25 protein-coding genes and 1 tRNA gene are annotated in these 26,023 nt (G+C 39.8%); 8 read left to right on the top strand and 18 right to left on the bottom strand.

What is annotated here, in order from left to right:
• Window positions 1-124: 124 nt before the first annotated feature.
• The 6 genes from BW976_RS19135 to BW976_RS19110 all read right to left on the bottom strand — a co-directional run bounded on the left by BW976_RS19135 (window position 125) and on the right by BW976_RS19110 (window position 7,449).
• Window positions 125-1,129 (bottom strand): glycosyltransferase family 9 protein, encoded by a 1,005-nt coding sequence (locus BW976_RS19135; protein ID WP_076375430.1) that lies wholly within the window; start codon window positions 1,127-1,129, stop codon window positions 125-127.
• A 71-nt stretch (window positions 1,130-1,200) separates the two neighbouring features.
• Entirely contained in the window at window positions 1,201-2,202 is a 1,002-nt protein-coding gene (locus BW976_RS19130; RefSeq protein WP_076375428.1) for a glycosyltransferase family 9 protein, read from the bottom strand.
• Between the two features lie 69 nt (window positions 2,203-2,271).
• Entirely contained in the window at window positions 2,272-3,327 is a 1,056-nt protein-coding gene (locus BW976_RS19125) for a glycosyltransferase family 4 protein (RefSeq protein WP_139332351.1), read from the bottom strand.
• 230 nt (window positions 3,328-3,557) lie between these two features.
• Window positions 3,558-4,277 carry a hypothetical protein gene (locus BW976_RS19120; protein ID WP_076375424.1) on the bottom strand — a complete coding sequence of 240 codons (720 nt, stop codon included), beginning with the start codon at window positions 4,275-4,277 and terminating at the stop codon, window positions 3,558-3,560.
• 483 nt (window positions 4,278-4,760) lie between these two features.
• Window positions 4,761-5,486: a hypothetical protein gene (locus BW976_RS19115; protein ID WP_076375422.1), complete on the bottom strand. Its 726-nt coding sequence runs from the start codon at window positions 5,484-5,486 to the stop codon at window positions 4,761-4,763.
• 673 nt (window positions 5,487-6,159) lie between these two features.
• A complete protein-coding gene (locus BW976_RS19110; protein ID WP_076375420.1) occupies window positions 6,160-7,449 on the bottom strand; it encodes an aminopeptidase P family protein in 1,290 nt (429 codons plus the stop codon).
• A gap of 138 nt (window positions 7,450-7,587) precedes the next feature.
• Here BW976_RS19110 and BW976_RS19105 point away from each other — a divergent pair, with 138 nt between their 5' ends.
• On the top strand, window positions 7,588-8,967 hold the full coding sequence (locus BW976_RS19105) for an OmpA family protein (RefSeq protein ID WP_076375418.1): 1,380 nt from the start codon (window positions 7,588-7,590) through the stop codon (window positions 8,965-8,967).
• Between the two features lie 424 nt (window positions 8,968-9,391).
• Here the strand turns inward: BW976_RS19105 and BW976_RS19100 are convergent, their stop codons facing one another.
• The 3 genes from BW976_RS19100 to BW976_RS29480 are packed head-to-tail and all read right to left on the bottom strand — an operon-like array spanning window position 9,392 to window position 11,300.
• Window positions 9,392-10,192 carry an ABC transporter permease gene (locus tag BW976_RS19100; RefSeq protein WP_076375725.1) on the bottom strand — a complete coding sequence of 267 codons (801 nt, stop codon included), beginning with the start codon at window positions 10,190-10,192 and terminating at the stop codon, window positions 9,392-9,394.
• 5 nt (window positions 10,193-10,197) lie between these two features.
• Complete coding sequence (locus BW976_RS19095) at window positions 10,198-11,097, bottom strand: ABC transporter ATP-binding protein (protein WP_076375416.1); 900 nt, start codon at window positions 11,095-11,097, stop codon at window positions 10,198-10,200.
• Complete coding sequence (locus tag BW976_RS29480; protein ID WP_076375414.1) at window positions 11,091-11,300, bottom strand: hypothetical protein; 210 nt, start codon at window positions 11,298-11,300, stop codon at window positions 11,091-11,093. Before BW976_RS29480 ends, BW976_RS19095 begins: the two co-directional genes overlap by 7 nt.
• A gap of 306 nt (window positions 11,301-11,606) precedes the next feature.
• Between BW976_RS29480 and BW976_RS19085 the strand changes: the two genes are divergently transcribed.
• Both BW976_RS19085 and BW976_RS19080 read left to right on the top strand, forming a co-directional pair.
• A complete protein-coding gene (locus tag BW976_RS19085; RefSeq protein WP_139332350.1) occupies window positions 11,607-12,650 on the top strand; it encodes a sensor histidine kinase in 1,044 nt (347 codons plus the stop codon).
• Between the two features lie 74 nt (window positions 12,651-12,724).
• Window positions 12,725-13,450, top strand: a complete 726-nt coding sequence (locus BW976_RS19080; RefSeq protein WP_076375412.1) for a LytR/AlgR family response regulator transcription factor — start codon at window positions 12,725-12,727, stop codon at window positions 13,448-13,450.
• A 236-nt stretch (window positions 13,451-13,686) separates the two neighbouring features.
• Here the strand turns inward: BW976_RS19080 and BW976_RS19075 are convergent, their stop codons facing one another.
• Window positions 13,687-14,067, bottom strand: coding sequence for a winged helix-turn-helix transcriptional regulator (locus BW976_RS19075; protein ID WP_084192273.1), 381 nt, complete (start codon window positions 14,065-14,067; stop codon window positions 13,687-13,689).
• An 87-nt stretch (window positions 14,068-14,154) separates the two neighbouring features.
• Between BW976_RS19075 and BW976_RS19070 the strand changes: the two genes are divergently transcribed.
• Complete coding sequence (locus BW976_RS19070) at window positions 14,155-14,958, top strand: alpha/beta hydrolase (RefSeq protein ID WP_084192272.1); 804 nt, start codon at window positions 14,155-14,157, stop codon at window positions 14,956-14,958.
• An 80-nt stretch (window positions 14,959-15,038) separates the two neighbouring features.
• Here BW976_RS19070 and BW976_RS19065 read toward each other — a convergent pair whose 3' ends face one another.
• The 4 genes from BW976_RS19065 to frr all read right to left on the bottom strand — a co-directional run bounded on the left by BW976_RS19065 (window position 15,039) and on the right by frr (window position 19,137).
• Window positions 15,039-15,611 (bottom strand): transposase, encoded by a 573-nt coding sequence (locus BW976_RS19065; protein ID WP_076375408.1) that lies wholly within the window; start codon window positions 15,609-15,611, stop codon window positions 15,039-15,041.
• A 106-nt stretch (window positions 15,612-15,717) separates the two neighbouring features.
• On the bottom strand, window positions 15,718-16,464 hold the full coding sequence (locus BW976_RS19060; protein ID WP_076375406.1) for a hypothetical protein: 747 nt from the start codon (window positions 16,462-16,464) through the stop codon (window positions 15,718-15,720).
• A 268-nt stretch (window positions 16,465-16,732) separates the two neighbouring features.
• On the bottom strand, window positions 16,733-18,499 hold the full coding sequence (locus tag BW976_RS19055; protein ID WP_076375719.1) for an ABC transporter ATP-binding protein: 1,767 nt from the start codon (window positions 18,497-18,499) through the stop codon (window positions 16,733-16,735).
• A gap of 74 nt (window positions 18,500-18,573) precedes the next feature.
• A complete protein-coding gene (gene frr / locus BW976_RS19050; protein WP_076375404.1) occupies window positions 18,574-19,137 on the bottom strand; it encodes a ribosome recycling factor in 564 nt (187 codons plus the stop codon).
• Between the two features lie 626 nt (window positions 19,138-19,763).
• Here frr and BW976_RS19045 point away from each other — a divergent pair.
• The gene (locus BW976_RS19045; RefSeq protein ID WP_139332349.1) at window positions 19,764-20,135 is read left to right on the top strand and encodes a hypothetical protein; all 372 of its coding nucleotides are present in this window, start codon (window positions 19,764-19,766) and stop codon (window positions 20,133-20,135) included.
• A gap of 11 nt (window positions 20,136-20,146) precedes the next feature.
• Here the strand turns inward: BW976_RS19045 and cdaA are convergent, their stop codons facing one another.
• From cdaA to BW976_RS19030, 3 genes are all read right to left on the bottom strand, one after another.
• A complete protein-coding gene (cdaA, locus tag BW976_RS19040; protein ID WP_076375400.1) occupies window positions 20,147-20,938 on the bottom strand; it encodes a diadenylate cyclase CdaA in 792 nt (263 codons plus the stop codon).
• A 100-nt stretch (window positions 20,939-21,038) separates the two neighbouring features.
• A complete protein-coding gene (locus BW976_RS19035; RefSeq protein ID WP_076375398.1) occupies window positions 21,039-21,521 on the bottom strand; it encodes a group II truncated hemoglobin in 483 nt (160 codons plus the stop codon).
• Between the two features lie 90 nt (window positions 21,522-21,611).
• Window positions 21,612-22,583 (bottom strand): polyprenyl synthetase family protein, encoded by a 972-nt coding sequence (locus tag BW976_RS19030; protein WP_076375396.1) that lies wholly within the window; start codon window positions 22,581-22,583, stop codon window positions 21,612-21,614.
• Between the two features lie 264 nt (window positions 22,584-22,847).
• Here BW976_RS19030 and BW976_RS19025 point away from each other — a divergent pair.
• The 3 genes from BW976_RS19025 to BW976_RS29475 all read left to right on the top strand — a co-directional run bounded on the left by BW976_RS19025 (window position 22,848) and on the right by BW976_RS29475 (window position 24,215).
• Window positions 22,848-22,935: transfer RNA gene (locus BW976_RS19025), tRNA-Ser, on the top strand.
• A gap of 297 nt (window positions 22,936-23,232) precedes the next feature.
• On the top strand, window positions 23,233-24,072 hold the full coding sequence (gene nadC, locus BW976_RS19020; protein WP_076375394.1) for a carboxylating nicotinate-nucleotide diphosphorylase: 840 nt from the start codon (window positions 23,233-23,235) through the stop codon (window positions 24,070-24,072).
• Window positions 24,069-24,215: a hypothetical protein gene (locus BW976_RS29475; protein WP_175614139.1), complete on the top strand. Its 147-nt coding sequence runs from the start codon at window positions 24,069-24,071 to the stop codon at window positions 24,213-24,215. Before nadC ends, BW976_RS29475 begins: the two co-directional genes overlap by 4 nt.
• A gap of 352 nt (window positions 24,216-24,567) precedes the next feature.
• On the opposite strand, the gene BW976_RS19015 is transcribed toward BW976_RS29475, so the two are convergent.
• Window positions 24,568-25,869 carry an HlyD family secretion protein gene (locus tag BW976_RS19015; protein WP_076375392.1) on the bottom strand — a complete coding sequence of 434 codons (1,302 nt, stop codon included), beginning with the start codon at window positions 25,867-25,869 and terminating at the stop codon, window positions 24,568-24,570.
• Window positions 25,870-26,023 lie beyond the last annotated feature (154 nt).

Here is a 26,023-nt window from a genome sequence, read left to right as displayed (position 1 = left end):
CGTGGTGTTATTTGATTTAAATTATCGGTAACGCTTTCTGTAAAACCGGCACCCTACTTAATAGTACCCATCGACTAGGGTAATCGGCTACATCGACGGAAACCGGTTTTTATCTTATTACTATTTATTTGCCAAGCCAGCCATTTATCCGCTCAGCAACCATATCAACGGTAATACTGCTCAGATCGTAAGAGTCGCTTTCTATATGTTCGGCCTTTACGCCCAGTGGAGCCCAGCGGGTGGCATGTATGCCTATCGTAATAGGGAATAAACCTAAGGTATATATCCCAGAAGCTGCAGCCACGTGCAGCGGTCCTGTTCCGGAAGCCAGCAAGCCATCGGCATGGTATATGAACGCTATGAGTTCATCAAGCGTCAGCTTTCCGCTTAAATCAATTACTGATACAGGTAATTGAGGTATCCATGTTTTAAAAAGCTCATGTTCTTTTTGTGAACCGGTTATAAAAACCCGGAACTTATCATCGGGTAAAAGCTTAATCAACGCGGTGAAATTATCCAGATCCCATTCCTTACCATTCCCGTTTGATTTGGCATGAATAATCAAATTGAATTTATCATCTTTCAACTGATCTTTAATTTTTGTAGGCAGCTCAGTTATTGGTTTAAAATTCCCTTTGAACAAATTGGAAAGAGTGCCCAGTGTTGGTACATGTGTAACACCAAGCGGTTTGCACAGGTAAATATCCTGCTGTGCTTCGTGCAGGTCTGACCGTCTGCGGCTTAGTCTTACTAGTTTATTGCAGGTAAAAAAATGATAGTTTCTGCTTGTTACCCCTATCCTGATTTTTATACCTGCCTTCTTTGCGGCTTCGGCAATTTGCTTTTGCGGAAACTCGTGTACAATGGCATCAATAGCTTTTTCTTTAAAAATACCGGCTATTTGATTTATTGATAAATCTTTAAGCTCATCATAATTGATAAAATGATCAACAGCCTTGCAGGCATCTATAACAGGTTTGGTATAACTGCGCCCCAGAAAACTGATGATCACATCTGGATATAGCTGTTTTAAATAAATACAGGCAGGCAGCTGGAGCACAACATCGCCCATGGCATCAATCCTGTTTATTAAAATGTGGGTTATTTTTTTGTTGTCAACTATTGGCATTTAACTTTTATATAGCATATATCAATACGGCAAAAATAGAACAATAGTTTATTAAAGGCTATTAGCACTGCTTATTGCAGCCAGCCCTCAATTTTATCTTTAACTATATCAACAGAAATGTTGCTCAGGTCGTCGGAATTGCTTTCTATATGTTCGGCCTTTATACCTAGCGGAGCCCATCTGGTAGCATTGATTGATTTGGAAACCGGGAATAAACCAAGCGTATAAATACCCGAAGCGGCAGCAACATGCAGCGGGCCGGTTCCAGAGGCAACCAAGCCATCGGCATGGTATATAAACGCTATAAATTGATTAAGATCCATTTTTCCGCTTAAATCAATTACCGAAGCCGGTAATTGAGGTATCCAGGTTTTAAATAGCTCGTGCTCTTTTTCTGAACCGGTTATAAAAACACGAAATTTATCTTCGGGTAAACGTTTAATTAATTCGGTAAAATTGTCCATATCCCATTCGCGCCCGTTACCACCTGATTTTGCATGGATGATCAAATTAAATTTATCATTCGTCAACAGGACTTTAAATTGAGCCGGTAACTCAACCACCGGTTTAAAATTACTTTTATAGTAGTGGGCAATAGTGCCAATAGTGGGTATATGTCTAACTCCAAGCGGTCCGCACATATAAATATCCTGCTGCGCCTCATGCAAATTTGACTCCGCCCGGTTTAATTTGATTAGCTTGTTGCAATTTAAAAAGTGGTGGATCTTACTGGTTGCCCCTATCCTTATTTTGATGCCCGCCATTTTAGCGGCTTCGGCAATCTGGCTTTTTGGGAATTCATGTACAATGACATCAATGTTTTTCTCCTTAAACAGCGTGGCTATCTCTTTTTTTGATAAAGATTTTAGTTCATCATAATCAATAAAATGATCTATGGCCCTGCAAGCGTCAATAATGGGTTTAGTGTAGGTTCGACCCAAAAAACTAATGATTACATCAGGGTATAATTGTTTTAAATAAATACAGGTAGGCAACTGCAACACCACATCGCCAATGGCGTCAATCCTGCTGATTAAAATATGCTTTATCTCTTTATGATCAATTACTGGCATCTACTTTATTAAAATAACGGGTACAGGCAGACAAAAATACAATAATAGAATTTGATATAGATTTAGTGATTACAAGCCCAGGCAATCGGTATACAGATCGAGATATTGTTGAGCTGTTTTTTCCCAGTTAAACTGATTGGCATGCTGCGTTATACTTGTCTCCATATTATTAGATGTATATTCTTCCAAACCTTTGGCAAAAGTTGCCCGCATCGTTTCGGGCTCAAAGCTATCAAAATACCAGGCCGCATCGCCGCCTATTTCTGGCAGGGAGGTGTACCTGGATAAAAAAACAGGCTTGCCAAAGTGCATGGCCTCAATAACGGGCAATCCAAAACCTTCGGCTATGGATGGAAATGCAAAAGCTTCACAATTTTTGTAATACCATGCCTTATCGTCATCACTGATCAGACCAATCAACTTTACCCGGCTGGTACAATTGTGCTTACTCGCCTCCTCCATTATTCGCAGCTGATAGTCGGTTATTTTACCGGCAATGATCAGTTCCAACTCATTATCATTCAGCAAAGCCGGCAAAACATGAAAATTCTTTTTGGGGGCGAGGCTACCAATGGTAAATATAAATTTACGCGCTGGTTTATACGGCGGTTCATGATGTTGCGGTAAAACAAGTTTATCGGCACCATTATAAATAACCGTTAGCTTACTGGCGGCTTGCGGATAATACTTAACAATATCGCCTGCTACAAAATTAGATATGGTTACTATCCTATCGCAGCTATCTATATAACCACCCAAGCGATTTAAGTATTTTTTATAACGTGCAGGTGAGCGTGTTTTTTCATGAACCGGGTTCATATCATGAATAGTAAGCACTTTTTTTGCTTTTACCCGCGCAGGTGTTAATTTACAATACTGATTGGTAAAATGTACCAGATCAAACTGTTTATATGCCGGGAGAAAGACCTTATGCAAAGGGGACATCAAAATAATACCTGCAAGCTGTTGAAACCAATAAATAGATTTTTTGTGCAAATATCCAAATATGGCGAAGCGATTTTGATTCTGCTTCAGGAGCTCCTCTCCTAAACTTCTTTCAAAAAAAAACATGCCCGACGTTGCACGTTTTAAGGAATCAAAGGTAATGAGTATAGAGGGTTTCAAATGGGTAATGATATTTTATATTAAACCGGAGCCATGGTTTATACGCGGCTATCCGTTATTAACAACGCTAAAAAACAAATATACGGTTTTGAGGAATTAAGCTGATAATTGCTCCTGAAGGAAGTACCAGCATAAAACAACAAAGCCGGCCTTAAGATACCAGCTTTGTTGTCTTGTACTAATATTTACCACCCTTTTTAATATGTTAAATACAGGAGGAATTAAATTGATTAATAGGCAAAACTGATACCACCATCTTGAGGATGCGTAGTATACAGTTTAAAGAATGAGGCATTGTTTGGTGTAACCACACCACCAAAGGTACGGGTACCTCCCAAAGTTACTGTTGCAAGTGATCCGTTGCCGTTTATCCCATCGGCGATGATGCAAAGCTCGCCATCCACAGTAAGTACAAGCATGGTGTTTCTGGGGTTTTTGGTGCCGCATTTAAAAATATAGGTCTGTGATTCAAAAACAGGACCGCTGGCAGTATATAAAACCATGTTAAGATCATTTTGCAGCTCTAACCTGGTTGTCTTAGGAAAGGTTTCACTATTCCACAATACTTTTCCGGTAGCGTGTACATATACTACCAAATTACCATCTCCCTGGTTGTTAAAAGCATAAGGCCCGGCTTGCCACGTCCCTTTGGGTACAATGTTAGATGGAGCACCTGCTGCAGGGAAATTGCCAATTACTGTATAATAGGAAGGAGACCAGTGGCTAGTACTATAAGATTGTGAATAAGCACAGGAAACGTCGTTTATGCTTTTGTTTCTTGCCTTTTTTGTTGTATCGTTCTTATTTAAGCTATCGGCACCAGCTTTTGCAGTAATACTCAAATCATTTGATTTTTTCTGATCTTCATTAGTTGGTACATTAGTATTATTATTTTTGGTGCAGCTAAATAGCACAAACAGACAGGTAATTATTAAAAGATTTTTTTTCATTGGGTAATAAGGTTAAATATATGAGCAGGATGTAATTATTAGTGCTCAAAAGTAGCATTTACGACATTTAAAACAAGCTTATTTAATATTATATAATTATAAACAACACTTAAATTAAGTAAGGGTAAGTATATTAATTCTGATAAATAATAGCTTTCATGACCTTGCTGAGCCTAAATCATTGTTGAAAATAACCAGCAAGGAAATGCTGAATTATTAAGAAACCTAAAGTTTGGTAAAACTCATCTGTAATTAGGTATAACTATTCCGCTGGGTGCGTTTAGTTGATAGTATTAACAACCATCATAATTTATACTGAACTATATTTTATCAACAAAACTTAATAAAAGCGAATATACGGTTTTGTTAAATTAAGCCCCTTTTTGCATCGTTTTATTAAAATACCAAAGCCGGAACTAAAGTACCGGCTTTGGTATTTTGAACTAATAATTACCACCTAATTTTAAAGGTTTATAAATATGGTTAATAAACAAAGCTAACGCCACCGCCACCACCTGATGTGGTGTAGTCTTTAAAAAAGCTACCATCATTGGGGCTGTGTACACCACCAAAAGTACGGGTTGTTGCAAGTGTAACGGTTACCGGGCCAAATGTAGCCCTTCCGACTGCTATGATTGATAAATCCCCGTCGACGGTTAATACCAATTTTGTATCCCTTGGGTTTTTATCGCCACATCTGAAATAGTAAGTTTGGGATTCAAAAACCCCTACCCCGGTAGCATTATCATATACAACCAGGTTCAAATCAGGCTGTAACACAACCTTGGTATTTCTACCATAGGTATTGCTGCTTCCCCATAATGGCTCACCGCTAGCAAATTTATAAACTACCAAGTTGCCATCACCCTGATTATTAAAAGCGTAAGCGCCAGCGCGCCAGGTGCCCTTTGGTATAACAACAGATGCTCCGGTAGTATTAGGTGGAAAGTTGGCAATTACCGTATAATAAGATGAAGCATACGGAGATGAGTATATTTTTGAATAAGCACATGAAACATTATTTACAATTTTGTTTCTTCCATTTTTAGTTGTATCGGTTTTACTTAAACTATCAGCACCAGCTTTGGGAGTAATACTCAAATCATTTGATTTTTTCTGATCTGCATTAGTTGGTACATTAGTATTGCTATTTTTGGTGCAGCCAAAAAGCGTAAACAGGCAGGTAATTATTAAAAGATTTTTTTTCATTGGATAATAAGGTTAAATATATGAGCAGGCTTTAATTATTAGTGCTCAAAAGTAGCATTTACGACATTTAAAACAAGCTTATTTAATATTATATAATTATAAACAACACTTAAATTAAGTAAGGGGTAAGTATATTAATTCTGATAAGTAACAGCTTTCATGACCTTGCTGAGCCCAAACCATTGTTGAAAATAACCAACAAGGAAGTGGGAATTATTAAGAAACCTAAAGTTAGGCAAAAACACGCCCATAATTGGTATAACTAGGCCATCGGGTGCGTTTAGTGAATAGTAGCAAAATAACAGTTTTAGCTATTGCCCCAACTCCGCCTTTTAATTTTGGATTGTTACTGGACTACAGGATCAGGATCGCCTTGGAGGTGGAAGCAATTCGGAAAATTGCAGATTTCATTAAATCGCCAAAAAAACGCAGCACAATCACAGGGAACTGTCACTGACCGAAAAAGCATACAAACTGATTCAGCAAAAATTAATACAACATATTAATAAGAAAAAGCTTCAGCACGATGTTGCCGAAGCTTTGAAAGATAAAAAATTCAATCTGTATAGTTTTGTAGATACTTATGTATAGTTTATGATGAATTAACAATTCAATAACAATTGAAAGATGTTGCTAAATTGCGTTCATTGTAAAATAATTGTCAAAATTACTTTTAACTGTTCATAATTTCTTCAATATGCGCGGCTTCTACAGGGATATTGGCCATCAAATCGCGGTTACCATCCTCGGTAATTAAAATGTTGTTCTCAATGCGGATGCCTAAACCTTCTTCGGGTATATATATTCCCGGTTCGCAGGTGAGTATATTACCTACCTCAAATGGTTTATAACGGCTTGCAAAATCATGCACATCCAAACCTAAATGATGCGAGGTACCGTGCATGAAATATTTTTTATAAAGAGGTGCGTTCGGGTCTTGTTTGTCTACATCGTGCTTATCCAACAGGCCTAAACCAATGAGTTCGCTGGTCATTATTTTGCCAACCTCTTCCTGATAATCGTTCAAGTTAGTTCCGGCTACTATCATTTTGATAGCCTCACGCATAACCTTTAAAACGGCATCATAAACCGCACGCTGCCGTGCAGTAAAGCGCCCGTTTACAGGTACAGAACGGCTCATATCGGCATTGTAGTTGGCGTACTCGGCACCAAAGTCAAAAAGTATCACATCACCATCATTACAAACCTGGTTATTATCGATATAATGCAACACTATGGCATTTTTACCCGAGGCTAAAATAGGATGATAGGCATGTCCGGTGGCCCTTTGCCGTAAAAACTCATGTGTAATTTCGGCTTCAATCTCATATTCCGTAACTCCTGGTTTCAGAAATTTCAGCACACGTACAAACGCATCATGGGTAATATCACATGCTTTCCGGGTTAATTCTATTTCAATGGGCGATTTGATAACGCGTAGGTCGCGCATAATTACCGCCGAACGTTCATATTTATGCAGTGGATATTTTGCTTTTAATGCTTCGAACATCCGCAAATCGCGGTAGGCCACCTGATGGCTATACCGGTCGTTTTCGTTTGTGTTAATGTAAATATACTCAGCATAATATATAATATTTTGCAAAATAGTTTCATATTCGCTAAGCCAATAAATGCTTTCAATACCCGAAGCTGCCCTTGCTTCTTCTTTAGTATATTTATGCCCTTCCCAGATAGCGATATGCTCATTGGTTTGTCTTAAAAAAAGTACTTCTTTGTATGCTTTATTAGGACAATCGGGGAATAAAACCAGGATGCTCTGTTCCTGGTCTATACCTGTCAGATAAAAAAAGTCGGGATTTTGCTTAAATAGGAAGGATTGATCGCCGCTTCTTGGAAATTCATCACTCGCATGAAAAATAGCTATGGAGTTACGTTTTGTTCCTGAGACGAAATTTTTTCTATTATTAATAAATAAACATTTATCAATTGCGGGATATTTCATATTTATCTGCTGATTATCTTTTTTTTTTCTTTATTTGTATAACTATTACAATTTTTGGAACAATGTTTGGTCAGGGTTTCAAACATAATTACTAAATTTGAAAAAAATCACAATTAAAATCGTTTAATCTTAAAAACTATGAATTATTCTACATTAAAGAAAACAGTCGCATTGTCATTTGCTTCTTTGATGGTTGTTGGAATCGTAAATGCACAAACGGATTCTACCAAAACAGCCACAGCAACTACAACGTCGTCTGAAACTACTACCCCCAAGGTATTTGGTGGTTTAGGTCAGTACAAAAAATTTAGCATCGGTGTAAATGTTGGCGCTACCGCTCCTTCAGTTGCAACTGGTGGTTCAAACGACTTTACGCACAATAAAGTTCAGTTAGGTTACGGCCTTTCATTCAGAGAGCAACTTGCACACTCTTTTGGTTTACAATTGGATTTCCATGGTGGTAAAGTAGAAGGTGATAACTCTAAAGCACCTGGTCAAGGTGGAGGTTATACTGCTCAATCTTTCCAAACCAAATTCTGGTCTGGTACTTTAAGCGGTGTAGTAAACGTTGCTACTATCGACTTCTTAAGACGCAAAAATTCAGTTAACTTCTTCGTTACAGCCGGTGGTGGTTTAGCTATGTATGCTCCTAAAGTTACCTACAAAAACGGTACTGTAGTTGATTGGGAAGGCCACTCAGGTAATTCTGATGGTTCTGGAACAAGCAAATACGTTAAAGAACTGATCATCCCTGTTGGTGCAGGTGTTAAATTCAGATTAAGTGACGTTGTTGCCTTAAACTTAGGTTACACCGAAACATTTACTGATGGTGATAACTTTGATGGTGTTAAAAGAGCTTATTTACACAAAGATAAATACAGCTACGGATATGCTGGCTTAGAGTTCACTTTAGGTTCAAAATCAAAACCAAGCTTAGAGTGGGTTAACCCGGTAGCTTTAATGTATGACGAATTGTACGATGCTGCATTACGTCAGGAAGTTGAAGCTTTGAAAGGCCGTGTTACCAACGTAGAAAATGCTGTTAACGATTTGAAAAAAGATTCAGACGGTGACGGTGTTGCTGATCAATTTGACAAATGTCCAGGTACTGCTGCTGGTAGCGTAGTTGATGGTTCAGGTTGCGTTATCGTATTCCCTAAAGCGGATACTGTTGCAGCTACTACTAGCGCTACTGCTTACTCAAACATCCAGTTTGAATTTGACAGCTCAGTATTAAGAACTTCATCTTACCCAGTGTTAGATGCAACTTCAGCTGACTTACGTTCATCTGGTAAATCTGTTGAAGTAGATGGTTACGCTTCATCTGAAGGTACTGCTGCTCACAACTTAGCTTTATCAAAAGACCGTGCTAACTCAGTAAAAACTTACTTAGTTAACTCTGGAGTTGATGCTAAAAAAGTTAAAGTAAAAGGTTACGGTGAAACCAACCCAATTGCTGATAACTCAACTGAAGAAGGCCGCGTATTAAACCGTCGCGTTCAATTCAAAAGAAAATAATATCAATTGAATATTATTGCGAAGGCTCCGGATAACCCGGAGCCTTCTTTGTTTTTACAAGATTTTGTATTTTGACCAAACGAAAGCATAATAGCCCCTTAACCTGCTAATCAGGAAACGCAATTATGCACCACTACAAAGAAGAATTGCATATTCTTCTATTCCCTATCCACACAGTACTCTTCTTCCAACTATACTGTTTCACATACACTGAGTAAGCCAGTCCTAGCTGGATAAGGAAAATGTTAACAGGCTGAATAAAGAAATAAGAAGCATTGATGAGCGTTATGAATGAGAATCAGCATAACGCAAGGGATCTAAAAGTAGGTACTATCTACACAGTTACATTGCGCTCTTTTTAAGTTGGCTCTTTAAGGCAAGATCAATGTGCATATCTAAAACCTGCACATTTGCACATCCCCTCTTACTTTATGCTCTTTTTAAGCACAATAAAATATCCGCTTATAAAAACAAGTACAGAGATAGTAATACCAACAAGGATATCTTTAGTAAAAAGATCAATGACTATTTGAGGAGTCTCGCCTTTATTAGTGTTATGAGGCAGTAATTTTAAAGCCAGAATAGGGTGTGAGTAAGGATATAGATAACAATATTCCCAGCCTTTTGACGCGGTTATAACGCCAATAATGGTGGCTACAAAACCAATCCCCATCGGCTTTAAAAAATCGGACCAAAATAAGCTGAGCAAAAACTGGATAGATAATATACCCAATGAAGACAAGAAAAGCTTAAAGTAAAGCTTAGCCAGCGTATCCTCCATGTGATAGTTATCAAAACGTAGCTCTGGCTTTACCAAACTCAGTAAGTTACCAAACCCTATAGTAAACAATACAAAAAGGGTGAGGCACAAAAATACCAAGAACAGGGCATAAAAATATTTGGCGGCGTATACGCTCAGGCGTGAAATTGGCAGGCTAAATAAGCTTTTCCAGGTATCAGCCTTATGCTCTATACTATTTACCGAGTAGGCAATAAAGATAACAAACATGGGTAACAACAACGAGCCCATTACAGATAAAATAGCGCCGGCAAACCGCAGCCATAACATCATAGGGGGCATACTTGCCATGCCTTCGCTTTTAGTGTAAAAACCTATAAACAGCAGCAGGCAAATAAGTAAGGGCAATAATATGGCTGCCCAAAAACCCAGCGTTTTACGACTTTTAAAAAATTCTGACCGAAATGATAAAATAAATCCTTTCATAACCATCAGGCGTTTTGGGTAATAGATAAAAATAGTTTCTCGAGGTCTTTTTGCTGTTTGCCGATGCTAAATACAACATATCCGTTTTGGATAAGCAACGCGTTGATGTCGCCAATTTGTATTTTTGAAGTATAAGGTACATACACATATTCATCGGTCACATCAGCAACCGGATAATTTTTGCGCTTAAGCAGATTGGCGGCATCAACAGTGTTATCAACCTCAATACGTATTAGAGGCTGACTTAACGCCTCGAGCTCTGTAATGCTGCCCTGGAACAATAACTGTCCGCCATCAATAATACCTACATGCGTGGCCATGCGTTCAACCTCGGCCAGCAAATGGCTTGATATGAACACCGTTTTACCATGTTCGCTAACCAGTTTCAGCAAAAGTTCACGTACTTCAATAATACCATTGGGGTCGAGGCCATTGGTAGGCTCGTCCAGTATCAATAATTTAGGATCGGTAAGCAGTGCCAACGCTATACCCAGGCGTTGTTTCATCCCCAAGGAGTATTGGCCTGCTTTTTTATTAGCGGCATTGCTCAGGTGCACCAGGTTAAGCATCTCGTCAACCCGTTTAGCAGGCACCTGTAGTAGTAAAGCCCTGTTCAGTAAATTTTCTCTTCCACTCAGATGCTGATAAATAGCCGGCTGTTCGATAAGCGCCCCGACCTGGGATAGTATACTGATGCGATTTTTTTGGAGTTCCTGTTCAAAAATGTGGATGCTGCCGTGTTGAGTTTGGAGCAGGTTTAACAGGAGTTTGATAGTAGTGGTTTTCCCGGCTCCATTGGGGCCAAGAAAACCATATATACTTCCTTCGGGTACTTGCAGATTTAATGATTTAACAACCTGCTGATTGCCGAAGTTGAAGGATAACCCTTCAGTACGAATTACCATACATGATTATCCTTGGCTACTGAGCAAACAGTTTTAACAAGGGTAATACCTTTGTAAAACAATGATGTGGCATGAACTGATGCCCCAACAATTGCCGATTCCTTTTTTTGTTCAAACTGATAGCTTACACCTAATATGAGGGCAAACATTACTGGTATCAGTAACATGATAAAAGGATTCGAATTTTTGATAAGCGTTTTCATCGTGAGTGTTTTGATACAACAAAGGAATATTAATTATTTTACCTGCTAAAAAGTATTAGACCAACGGTCTGTGTTTATAGATGAACGGTTAATTAAACACATTAACCCGTTCATCGATTTTAAATGCCAGTTCATCGATAAAATGAAATACTATATATAATTGTATCAGCTTATCCCCATCAAAATATTAAATTAGACGGTATGTTGAGAGGCAAGAAATAAGAATCAGAAACCAAGACGATTATATCGGGTTGATTTTCACTCTTGATTCTTGACTCTGGGCTCTTGATTCTAAATAAAAAAACTTTGGTTGCATCAGATAAACAAACACGTATTATAAAAAGAGGCTGGCAAATATTCTGGCATTTACTTTTTTGGCTGGGTATCATCTCCCTCTTTTTATCCCTCGCACACAGCAATACCAAGCTAAGCAACACAGAGCTGATGATCCTGTTTTTGCTATACCCGGCCATCAACATCAGCTTGTTTTATATTAACTTCCTGATCTATATCCCCAGGTTTTTAGACAAAAAGCGTTATTGGGCCTACGCCTTGTTTATTATTGTTACCATCATTCTTTACGGTCTGGGAAAATATGGTGTAGGCCTGCTGTTTAGACAATATGTGCTGGTACGCCAGCATGGAGAGGTAATTACCTTCCCCTCTTATTTTTTGAGTACCATTTTCACCAGCCTAATATTTATATTCTTAAGCACCGTGCTCAAATTTACAACCGATTGGTTTCTGAATGAACGTATCCAGCATGATCTGGAAAATCAGCGCCTGAGCGCCGAACTGGCCTTTTTAAAGTCGCAGATTAATCCTCATTTTTTATTTAACTCGCTTAACAGCATTTATTCGCTGGCTTACCAGCGCTCGGAAACTACGCCCGAAGCTATCCTCAAATTATCCGAAATTATGCGGTACATGCTGTATGAGTGTAATGATAATAAGGTAGATCTGAGTAAGGAGCTTCAATACCTGCATAACTATATCGACCTGCAAAAAATACGGTTTGGCAATAAAGCTTTTATTGATTTTAAGGTAATGGGTGAGGTAACCAATCAGCAAATTGTGCCATTGCTGCTGATTGCCTTTATCGAAAACGCGTTTAAGCATGGCGTGGCCAGTGACGTTACATCGCCAATTAAACTATTGATCAATGTAGAGGAGAGCAAGCTTCATTTTTACATACAAAACAAAAAACATACACACAATCGCGATACGATAGGTGGCATTGGTTTAAATAATGTACAAAGGCGGCTTAATCTGCTTTATCCCTATAAACATACGCTGAACATCAGGGATGAAGTTGATACCTATACCTGTGAATTATCCATCGTACTATAACAAGGCATTAATCCGTTATTGAACGGGAAACAAAAAAATTAACGATAAATCATTAGAACACTTATTTTTACAACATGATCCGATGCCTGGTAGTTGATGATGAGCCTTTAGCGCTGCATATATTGGAAGATTATATTTCCAAAATGCCTTTCTTGCAATTGGTAAAAGCTACCACCAATCCTATCGAAGCGCTGACCATAGTTCAGGGCGGCAATGTTGACCTGGTGTTTTTAGATGTGCAAATGCCTGAGCTTACCGGTATCCAGTTTTTAAAAATATCCAATGGCAAAGCCAAAGTGATTTTAACTACCGCCTATCCGCAATACGCGCTGGAAGGTTATGAACTGGATGTAGTTGATTACCTGCTTAAACCTATCGCACTCGACAGGTTCTTTAAATCAGTTCAAAAAGCGCAAAGTATTATACAACCGGTCATTAAAACAGTTCAACAGACTGAGCCGATACAGATGGATGATTTTTCGACCGATTTTATTTTTGTTAAAACCGAACACAAGATCCAAAAGGTTTATCTGCACGATATTTTATTTATTGAAGGGCTGAAAGATTATATATCCATATTTACTACGGCCGAGCGTATCATTACCCTGCAGGGAATGAAAAAAATGGAAGATGCCCTGCCCGAAAAACATTTTATCCGTGTACACAAATCATACATCGTAGCCCTCAACAAGATCGACAGCATCGAACGCAGCCGCATCCAGATAGGCGACAAGATCATCCCCGTTGGCGATACTTACCGCGATGATTTCTTCAAAATGATTGAGGATAAGAATATCTAAGACCCGCTGGCCTCCTGAAGGGGAATAAAGCCTAACACAACAGTTTTGTCATGCTTAACGTTTGAATCATCTGATATTCATCATACTAGTTCACGAATGGATCCTTCGCTGCGTATAGGATGACAAACCGTTAATATACAATATGGCATTGCTGAGCAATACAGTGCAATCTCTTCGCGTTCTAATGGATAAGAATAGCTACGAGATTGCTTCGTAACTCGCAATGACATGTTTTTTTATTTTTCCTCTCCCCCGTCAGCAGATAAACTCCATTTAAGCCCCCATTTATGCAAGTCATCAATAACTTTTAATAACTCAAGGCCCTTATCCGAGATATAGTAATTAATGCGCTGCGGTGGCTTTTGCTTAATGATCACTTTAAGAATCAATTCATCGTTAACTAATTCTCCAAGCCTTTTACCCAAAATCTGATCAGAAAGAGAAGGAAAAGCATGCTTCAATGTGCTAAATTGGCCAACTCCAGCCGCTATCTTATGCAAAATCTGCATTTTCCATCTCGGGCTAATATCTCTTAACACATCGTTTACCTCACACGCAAGGCTTAATGCGGTAATATTACAGGCGTTGGATGTTCCTGGTTTTAGTTCAGTTGACATAAGCTCATTTTCAGGTGTTCCTCACTTTCGGGTGAGTTATTGGATTGCAAATCATCCCGGGCGACCTTTGCACAAAAATAACAGATTATGAAATTATATATCATTAGTAAAAAGTCATTTTACCTCCTACTGATCCTTCTTATATCAGTCTTCAACGCTAATGCACAACCCGCTGGTAAGCAACCTGTTTTTGTTCTGGTACATGGTGCATTTCATGGGGGCTGGTGCTGGCAAAGGGTGAGTAAGGAGTTACGCGCCAAGGGTGCCCTTGTTTATACACCGACTTTAGCCGGACTTGCGGAACATAAAAATACATTAAACGATAAGATCGATTTAAATACCCATATAGATGACATCGTGAATTTCATTATTGAGGAGGACCTTCACAACGTAATTCTTGTAGGTCATAGTTATGCAGGAGCGGTAATAGCAGGCGTAGCAGACAGAATACCGGAAAGACTGTCAAAATTGGTTTTCCTTGATGCTATGCTTATGGAAAACGGCCAAAGTGCGCTTGATGTAAGTCCAGACGATATCAGAGCCTATTTTGTTAAGGCGACAAATGATTACGATAAAGGGTTAAGCATCCCATTTTTTACCAGCGATTTTTTCGGTGTAACAAACACCGCCGATATCAAATGGGTAAATGACCGCCTTACCAATCAGCCATTCAAAACGTTCTCTCAACCTTTGATACTAAAACACGCTTACGGTAATCACTTGCCCTTAGTCTATATTGCTTGTACCCAACCTGAACTGCGGGCAATCAAACCTTTTGCTGACAAAACAAAAAGCAGCAATGACTGGAAATATCTTGAACTTAAAACAGGGCATGATGCGATGATCACAATGCCGGTTGAGCTATCCAATATGCTACAATCATTGAATTAATGATCTTGCGAGCAATAGCGTGGCAATCTCCTGAGGTCCCCTCAGGGTCTCTCGCAGAGGACCCTGAGACTCTTGAATCTTCAAATCCAATAATCCCGATAATCAACAATGGAAACAAAAGAGTTTGGTTTCTCATCGATGTAATAAGAAGCACTGCTATGTGGATATTCAGTATATTCTTCGCATAAGTTCCATTTCCCACTTACCGGATTATGGTGGATATAATCCAATTTCTGAAATAGAAATTCACGGGTATAAATAGGTTTCGCGTCAAATGAAGACTCGAAGGTTTTATGAAGTTGCCCTTTGCTTATTTCAAGCGAAGTACACGCAGATGAAAGTTGACCAAGCACATTATTCTGATTAGCTACTTTCAATAGATTAATAAGTTCGTAGGCTATAAACCGCTTTCCATTGCTGATTATCTTATTCAGATTTAACAAATCATTCTCAATTCTTATTAAGATATGTACGTGATTAGGCATTATTACAAACGCGTGTGTTTGTATTTGATATTTATCTGCGATTAACTTCAACCAATTGTACACTAAATGATGCGCCTTAGCTATCTCAAATAATGGAATCCAATTATAACAGGTAAATGTAATAAACCAGGTGGCTTCGGTAAGTTGATGATTAGTTTTGATGGCCATGTCTAAATATAAATAATTTGGGCCTCAAGTATAGTGTGAAAAGTGCCAACCAAGGATACCTCAGGGTCCTCTGCGAGAGACCCTGAGGGGACGGGAAAAAGTTATATCAAAAAATAGGTGATTTATAAAGGTCTGATTGTATCACGTTTGCCTCGATTTCACACCGCTCCGCAACCTTTAGAATTAACCTATAAAGCCAACTTGGAGCGTTAGGTGAAACGTAAACTTCTTGTATTAATATGTGTAGATCAACCGATAAGCTAAACCCATATTGATATTTAGGTTCATCTGGCTTAGTTTTTCCGGCAGAATAGTCATTTGGATTCTCACCATAAAAAACCCTTACCTCTCTTTCATGTTCAAAACTCTTTCTTTTTAGAAACATCGGGGAATAAAGATTGCCTCTCGGTGTAGCTGTAGTATTATAATCAATATATTCTACGCTCCCAATCCAAACCTTTTGACCATCCGCGATACTATCAGATAGCATTTGAAAAGTCGTTTTAATAGCAATACCTTCATTTGATTTAAGATACAAATCCCACATTGCAGCAGATTCAAATTCATTTGCATGCCAGCAGTTCACATAAGATCGCTCACGCTGCAAATCGCTTAAATGATCCATATGTGGTAAAATATCAGCCATCCCCTTTTCATAAATAGCATACCTATTAGCCTTATCGAAGGAGGTTATTGTACCCTCAAACGGATCTCTGAACTTATCAGCTCTTGTCATAAATAAAGCTGAATCTTCTAACAATGAGAGAAATTTTGTAAAATCCATATACCTCCAAAGTGTTGTACCAGGGTCCTTGGGATAATCGAAATGTGGATGTACTTTTAATTCACTCATAAATTTATCTGTTATCAAAGGTTAAAAAGTCTCCCCTTCCAGGGGAGATTTAGAGGGGGCCTATTTGACGTCCCCTCAGGGTCTCTCGCGGAGGACCCTGAGGCTCTTCGTCATGCATGATTCACGACCAGATCCTCACTATGCTTATGATGACAAATTTTCCCATCCCCTCAGGGTCTCTCGCAGAGGGCCCTGAGACTCTTCGCCATACATATTCACGACCAGATCCTTCACTGCGCTCAGGATGACAAATTAAAAATATATCCTTTTACTTCACCTCTACTTCTTCAACCGTATCCTTCTCCCCTATTTGCTGACGCCACATGGCATAGTATAGCCCTTTCTGACTTAACAGGTCATGGTGTTTGCCCGATTCAATGATGCGGCCCTTTTCAAGTACATAGATGCTATCGGCATGCATAATGGTTGATAGGCGGTGAGCGATCAGGATAGTAATATGGTTTTCCTGTTCGGATACATTGCGGATGGTTTCGGTGATCTCTTCCTCGGTGATGGAATCTAATGAAGAGGTAGCCTCATCAAACACCAGGATATCGGGCCTGCGCAGCAACGCGCGGGCTATCGAGAGGCGTTGTTTTTCGCCACCGGATACCTTTACACCACCTTCCCCAATCACGGTGCTCAGGCCTTTATCGGCACGGGCAAGCAGGGTTTGACAGGCGGCACGCTGCAGTACATTCATACATTCCTCGTCGGTAGCTTCGGGGCGTACAAACAACAGGTTTTCGCGTATGGTACCCGAGAACAGTTGAGTATCCTGGGTTACAAAACCAATTTTCTCACGCAGCTGATCAAGATCAATATCCCGGCTTAAAACATTGTTGTATAAAACATCCCCATCCAAAGGCTGATATAAACCAACCAATAATTTTACAAGGGTTGTTTTACCTGACCCTGACGGACCAACAAAAGCGATGGTTTCGCCGGTATTGGTTTCAAAGCTGATATGATTAAGGGCGTTGCGATTGGCGGTTAAATGCTTAAAGGTAACATCCTTAAAGGTTAAGGTGTTTACCTTTTCCAACAACACCGGTTTCTCAGGCTTTTTATCAATAGGTATACTTAGTATACTTTTAAAATTACCCAGCGAAACTTCGGCCTCGCGCCATGACAGGATCACGTTACCCAGCTCCTGTAGCGGGTTGAACAGGAAGAAGGAATAGAACAAAAAGCTAAAGTATTGCCCCGGAGAAATGGTTTGTTTAAAAATAAGCAGCAATAACACCACTACCATTACACTCCGTACCAGGTTTACCGTAGTACCCTGCACAAAGCTCATACTGCGTACATATTTTACCTTTTTAAGCTCCAGGTCCAATATTTTGTAAGTGGTATTGTTTAAGCGGGCAATTTCCTGCTTGGCCAAACCCAAACTTTTTACCAGTTCAATGTTTCTTAATGATTCGGTAGTTGAACCAGCCAAAGCGGTGGTTTCTGATACGATCTTTTTTTGAATGGTTTTTATTTTGCGGCTCATGGCCATACTCACAAAAGTGATAATAGGTATAGCGGCAAAATATACCAGCGTTACCTGGTAGCTCACACTTACCGAGTACACGATAACAAATACCATCCCGATGAGCGATACAAAAAGGATAGAGATAAACGAGGTGATGAATTTTTCGCAGTCGAGCCTAACTTTTTGTAAAATGCCCAAGGTTTCACCGCTGCGCTGATCTTCAAACACCTGGTAAGGTAATTCAAGCGAATGACGCAAACCATCGGCATACATTTCGGCACCCACCTTTTGGGTAATGATATTGGTAAAATAGTCCTGGAAGTTTTTTGCTATACGCGATACCATGGCCACGCCAATGGCTGCGCCGATGAGTATTAATACCTGGTGAAGGTATTCCTGATACTGGAGTGTGCTGCGTTTTTCGATAACCCGGTCAACAATGCGCCCGGTTATCCAGGGGTCAAGCAGCGAAAAGCCTATGTTCATGGCCGCCAGGAACAGGGCCAGCACAACTATCCAGCGATGCTTTTTTAAGTAAGAAATGAGTATATTCATGTTTGTAGGGCAAAAATAAAAAAAGGGAATGGCTAAGTAGCTCATTCCCTTTTAATTTGACATAAGGTTAATATTTAAACCGTCATGATATCTTTTTCTTTGGCTTCTGAAAGCTGGTCTATCTTGATAATATAAGCATCTGTTAGTTTTTGAACTTCAGCTTCACCTACTTTGATCTCATCTTCAGAAACACCTTCTGTTTTTAATTTCTTGATCTTTTCGTTAGCATCTTTGCGGATGTTACGGATGGCTATTTTACCGGTTTCAGCCTCGCCTTTTGCCTTTTTAACCAGGTCGCGGCGGCGTTCTTCGGTCAATGGTGGTACATTGATGCGGATAATAACACCATCATTTTGAGGATTAAAACCAAGATTTGATTCTTTAATGGCTTTTTCGATAGCACTCAATAATGATTTTTCCCATGGTTGTACAATAATAGTACGTGCATCGGGCGTGTTAACGTTACCTACCTGGCTTAGCGCGGTTGGCGTACCGTAGTAATCAACCATAATATCATCCAGTAAAGATGGGTTTGCTTTACCAGCACGTATCTTATTTAATTCACTATCGGCATGGTCAATGGCTTTGTCCATTAAAGCCTTTGCATCAGTCACTTGTTTTTTAATGAGTTCGCTCATTGGTTTTAAATTTTCACAAAAGTAATAAAATCTATCATTTTCCTTAGCCTTGGTGCAAATCAAATTGTGAGGGGTGGGGCGGCTCACCCCGTCTGCGCTTCGCTGGACGCCCCTCTCTTCACCTGTGGTGGAAAAGAGGGTGATGAAAATATCTAATTGTCATGCTGAGGAACGAAGCATCTATTGTTGAACTTTTCAAAAGCAGAATAGATCCTTCGCTCTGCTCAGGATGACAATTGATTTAGACACTTTGATCCTCGTACAAATTTTCGTATATTTATATCACATCAGCAGCCCGAGTGTCTTTTAACAGACATCCGGGCTGTTTAGTTAAGGACAAAACAAGGCCCAAAACCTACCATTTTACATGTATTTATTTGAAAATCAGCAAATTAATACTTTTTAAAGTTTCAAAAACCAATCAAAACTGTGTTAAAATTTGTTAAAAAGTGTTAAAATGAGGGTTTTTCGAACAGTTTCTACCTGTTTTTACCCCCTTTTTGAACAGAAATTTGTTAAAATTCAAGGTTTAAAAAGTCCTGCCGACCAAACATCAAATGTTAAATAACATTTTTTAACATTTAGGCTTTCTCATATTACTTATATTTATGTAAATCCTGTATCTCATGAAATCAATTTGGCTATTTATACTCATGATGGGTGGTGTTGCCCAATTAAATGCACAACAATTGATTGCACCACTGCCTGGTAAAAAACCCGACAATTCTATTTACCAGTATTTTAAAGTAAAACCCGATGATGGTATACTAAAATTAACACCGGTTATACCTAATACGCTTGAACCGATACCCACTGTACCTACCGCAAAAAATTTAGGTATAATTAATTTTACCGATAATATGCCCATAGCCAAATTACGGTCGACTGATAAAATGCCCATTTTTAAAACTGATGAGCCCAATATGCACTATACCATGCTGATCAAACGGCTTAATGAAGCAAAGCCGGATTCTTTAATAAAAAATATTCGTCCTTAATTATCAACTAGTTAAAAATCTTTATTCAGTACTTTTTCCAGTTCGGCAAAGCTGATATTCATTTTAACACGGCCCTGTTTAGCATAGGATAGCTCGCCGGTTTCTTCGGAGATAATAATAGCAGTGGCCTCGTTGGCCTCGGTTACACCTATACCGGCACGATGGCGCAAACCAAATTGGGCAGGCAGGTCTGTTTTTTCGGTAAGCGGTAAAATGCAACTGGCCGATTTAATTTTATTTTCAGATATCACCACAGCCCCGTCATGCAGCGGACTAGTTTTCTGGAAGATACTCTCCAGCAGACGTTTGGAGATCTTGGCGTCCATCACTTCGCAGCTATTTTGGTAAAACTGCTCGTCGTAATATTTGGCAAAAACAATTAAAGCCCCGGTGCGCGTTTGTTTCATGCTTTTGCAGGCATCTATGATAGGTTTTATACGGGCGTAGTTATTTTTCTCGGCCTCGGCCTTACCAAAAAAGTATTGCCACCAGGCCTTATTCCGTTGTAGTGATGCGTTTTTACCTACCAGCAGTAAAAAGCGCCTTACTTCCTGCTGAAACACTACGATAACTGCAATGATACCCACATCAACAAACTTGCCCAAAATGGCGGTAAGTAGTTTCATATGCAACGCATTCACCACAAAGTTGAGCGCAAATATTACCGCAAAGCCAATAAAGATATTGGCTGCAATAGTGCCCCGGATGAGGTTATAGAGCTGGTATATGATAAAAGCCACCAAAACCACATCAAGGATATCAAAAAACGTGATCTTAGGGAAGCTGAGGAATATAGATTGCATTTACGAAGTTAATAAGTTTAAGGAGAAGTTATAGCCATCCTATCTCCATACAACAAGCAACGTTCTTTTTTTAAATAGGGATGACCATCCTTCTGAAAATTCAGGGCATATAAGGCCCACCGACTACGCCCCAGCCCCATTCCGGCATTGGACTATCGGCAGATTCTGTGACTTCATCCGTTTTGGAGTTGATAACCGCAATGCGGGTTGCCCATTCCAGGTAAGCCATAAATGCCGAGCGAAACTCAGGGTCATCCGGTAATGAATGTTCGTCGGCGGTTTGCAGCAGCAGTTCTATCCAGCGTTTGCGGTGCGCCTCGGTCAAATATTTTTGAAGATGCTTACTGATCATAATGAAATGGCTGCCCTCCTGCTCGCTATAAGTTTTGGGGCCTCCTAACACCTCTGCTACAAAATGCGCCACGTGCAGACGGTGTTCAGGGCTCATATGCTTAAATACGGGCTCCAACAGGTCATCAGCTAATACCTTATCATAAAACTTGTCGAAAAGTTTTTCAAAGGCTTTTGTACCACCGGCCCACTCAAAAAGTGTAGGCACACCTGGCTTATTGATTGCATCCATAATAAAACGTGTTTTAATTGATGACTAAAGATAGTACAGCCAAACCAAAGTTAAAAATATAACCTGGTAACCATGAATATGATAATATGCTTATTTATTACGCTCGGTAGTAAATCTTACCAATTGCTCCAATCCGCGGTGCGAGTCACTGTCGGGGAAGGTGTTAAGGATTTCAAAAGCTTCGTCCTGGTATTTTTTCATTTGCGTTTCGGCATATTCCAAACCGCCGGTATCGTTTACAAACTTTACTATCTGGGCAATTTTTGCGGGATCGTCGTTATGATTTTTAACCAGGTTGATGATCCTTTTCTTTTCAGCATCAGTAGCGTTTGCCAGGGAGTAAATCAATGGCAGAGTAACCTTTTTTTCTTTGATGTCGATACCCAAAGGTTTACCTACATCATCGGTACCAAAATCAAACATATCATCCTTGATTTGGAAAGCGATACCGATTTTTTCGCCAAACAGGCGCATTTTTTCAACCACTTCGTCAGAGGCTCCGGCTGATGCTGCACCACAGGCGCAGCACGAAGCTATAAGCGATGCCGTTTTTTGCCTGATCACCTCGTAATAAACCGGCTCGCCAATATCCATGCGGCGTACTTTTTCAATCTGCATCAGCTCGCCTTCGCTCATTTGCTTTACTGCATCAGATACGATACGAAGTAAATTAAAATCATTATTATCTATAGACAACAACAGGCCTTTTGAAAGCAGATAATCGCCTACTAAAACGGCAATTTTATTTTTCCATAAAGCATTAATGGAGAAAAAGCCACGACGCTGGTAAGAATTATCAACCACATCGTCATGTACCAGGGAAGCCGTATGCAGCAACTCAACCAAGGCAGCTCCGCGATGGGTTGATTCGTTAATGCCACCACAAATACTGGCGGCAAAAAACACAAACATTGGTCTGATCTGCTTTCCTTTGCGCTTAACAATATAATGGGTTATCCTGTCGAGCAAGGGCACCGAGCTTTGCATAGAAGATTTAAACTTCTCCTCAAATACATCAATATCGGCCGCAATAGGTTTTTTAATGTTGTTGATGCTCAGCATTTAAACTAAACAAGCTTTTTATGTGTAAAATTACCATACGGCAATATGGAGCAAACATAAGCTAAAATTATTTATCTGCATTACAGCTATATATTTTTTACCCAAATTAAACCAAACATGTTATTTATACTCTATACCACAAATGCCATATTTTATAAGTTGAGTTAAAGTTTTCGTGAAGGCGGGGTCCTCTGTAAAGAGGACTTCGCTTTTTTATTCCCTTTGAAAGCAATATTATTTTACCTTTGCAATCCCATTTAATCCGGAGAGGTGTCTGAGTGGTCGAAAGAGCACGCCTGGAAAGTGTGTATACGCCAAAAGTGTATCGAGGGTTCGAATCCCTCCCTCTCCGCTAAAGGAGATGTTCAGTTTTGAATATCTCCTTTTTGTTTTAGGTAAACGCCTGTTTATGTCTGCTTTAGTGCTGAATTTCTTAGATAAAAAAACGGTTCGAAAAATCTCGTGATTTTGTTAGATGAATGCTTTTTTGCTTAGCAAAATGCTTAAATACTATTGGTGTTCGAACCCCCTTTAAGCCTCAGCATAATTTATTGGCTTAATCTCTGATTTATTTAAAGCCTTTGCAATTAGATAATTATTATCATTAAGCCAATACTTACTAATTTTGCATCCTAAAATAATAAAGCGCATGACAACACAGGAATTCATTGCCGCAGCATTGCTGGAAGATGTGGGCAGCGGCGATTACTCTACACTGGCATCCATCCCGGCCGGTGCAAAAGGTAAAGCAGTACTCAAAATAAAGGAAGGGGGCATACTGGCAGGTATGCAGGTGGCACAGGAAATTTTCCATCACCTGGAAGAAGGCGCAAAATTTACCCTCTATAAAAAGGACGGCGATGCGGTGAACAACGGCGAAACCGCATTTACCGTTGAAGCCAGTGTGCACACCATACTAAAGGTCGAACGCCTGGTGCTGAATTGCATGCAGCGCATGAGCGGAATTGCCACCCTTACCAATAGGTACGTTGATAAAATAAAAGGCTACAAAACCAAAATACTCGATACCCGGAAGACCACTCCGCTGTTCCGTGAATTTGAGAAGCAGGCCGTACGCATAGGCGGCGGGTACAATCTCCGCATGGGGCTGTACGATATGATCATGCTCAAGGATAACCACATAGATTTTTGCGGGAGTATTGAGCAGGCTATAAAGAAGACCAATGAATACCTGGCGACCAACAATCTCGACCTGAAAATAGAGATAGAGACCCGCAACCTGGATGATGTTCGCCGTGTGCTGGAAACAGGCAACGTGTACCGCATCATGCTCGATAACTATTCGCCGGAACTACTGGAAGAGGCTATTGAAATGATAGGCGGCAGGTACGAGACCGAAGCATCGGGCGGCATCAACCTCGATAACATCATATCTTATGCACGTACGGGTGTCGATTATGTATCGTGCGGGGCTATCACAAATCAAGCGGTGAGCATGGACCTGAGTTTAAAAGCACAACTGGCATGATCCACAAGCACCTTGTATTCATCATCAACCCGAAATCGGGTGTGGACAGGCAGAAGGAAATAAAGAACGCTATTGATACGCGCCAGGATCAGGAGGTTTACTCTTACAAGATCCTTTTACCGAGTACGCGAAACATGGTATAGTACTGGCTGAAAAAGTCGCAAAAGGAGGTATAGCTGGAAGCAGTCTGTATCGCACTTGGGCAGTTGCAGGGTAAAATGTATCCCGGTGACAGGAGAGAACGGTATAGGTTCTTGAACTTATGCTGGTAAGGCTACAATGGCTTGACTGCCCTACAACTCAAAGTCTATCTAAAAAGGATTACAATGGTATAAGGTGTTCGATTGGAGTCCCTCTCTGCCCGCAGGCTGAAGCAAAACCCGATAATACACGGGTTTTGTTATTTATTACAAGTATGGCACTCATTTGCGATGTTCTACATTCTGCTACTATCTGCAATACTTTTCTAGTGCCTCTGAAAAATTTAACATAAGATCAATGCCTGTTTATTAATTTTGTAACACTTCTGCCTAAGCGTTGCAGGATGGTAGCGTCCTGTGTGATAATTTCTGCATCAGCTGTCATTCCCTGCTTCAGATGAATCGGCTTTTTCATGTCCGATGCGCTTCTTATTTTAAAATCAACCCTGGAAACGAAAATACTGTCTTTGTAAGGCACATCGGCAATATAGCCGATCCTTCCCCTGATCATACCATATTCTTCAAATGGGTAGCTTTTCAATTTTACCAATACCTCCTGCCCTTCTTTAATCTTCCCCATGTTATCCTGGGGAATGGACATTTGACCAAAAAATGCCTCGTTACCCGGATTTATATTAAAAACTTCCTGACCAACGCTAAGTACCTGATTTTCCTGTACAATACCGGAGTAAGAGAGTTTGCCCGATTGAGCTGCTGTTAAAACATACTTACTTTTCCAATCTTCGGCCTGGCTGATCAGGCTGTTGAGCGCTTGCTGAAATTTGGACTTTTCTTCTCTAATCTGGTTATCTAGTTCCAATATGTCTTTTTGTTTGGCAGCATAATTATTATTAGCCGTGATGAGCGCCGATTCGGTTTGTACCAGAGGCTCTTTCTGGGCAAGGTATTTACTTTCCTGTTGCCTGAGTTCGGCCGGGGTTTCTACCTTCTCTTTTTCCAGTTTTTTATGCATTTGATAATCATCGTCAGCTATCACAAAATTGCGCTGCTGGATTTGTTTTTGCTGATTAAGCTGTTGTGCTTGTTTGGTCAGATCCATCAAGTCATTTTGCAAAAATGCTTTCTTCTTTAAATAAAATCCATCATTAATTGCCGATTTATAATTCAAATATTCCTGGTAAAAAGTCTGATAGGCCGATTGCAGTTCGCCTAACTGAATATTATCAGATTCCGAAAAAAGCAGCGGGCTAACCGGTTTATTTTGCAACACCTGTGTTTGCAATTCCTTTAAACTCGTCGCCAGGTTCATGACTTTATCATGATCGCCCGTACTTTCCATGTAGGCTAACGCCTGTCCGGCAACAACGTTAGCATTTTCTTTTACCAATAGCCTGATCAGTTTTCCTGCAACTTTAGAGACCACCGGTTTTGGAGAATTGGGTGATTCTATTTTAAGCTGTGCATTAACAATGTCAGGATATCTTATAAATGCGGAGAGGGAAACCATCAGGACCAGGATACCAAAAAACAGGGTGATCCCCCAGCGCAATATCCAAGACGGTACAGTTGTAATAATATCCTGCATATCATCAGTGTGTCTGACCTGGTCGTTGTTATTTACGTAGGTGGTTGGCATATTTTAATTTCTATTATATCATTAGTTTAATTTATCACACAGTTCCCTGGGTCATTAACCCCGAGTTACTAAGTTCCCAATTCTAATTGGTTTTTAACTAACCTATAGTAATCACCTCTCAAAGCTGTTAATTCATGATGAGTCCCCTGTTCAA

The organism is Mucilaginibacter lappiensis (assembly GCF_900155965.1).
Taxonomy (GTDB): Bacteria; Bacteroidota; Bacteroidia; order Sphingobacteriales; family Sphingobacteriaceae; genus Mucilaginibacter; species Mucilaginibacter lappiensis.
The sequence above is the reverse complement of the archived record's forward strand: the minus strand, read 5'-3'. Positions and strand labels throughout refer to the sequence as shown.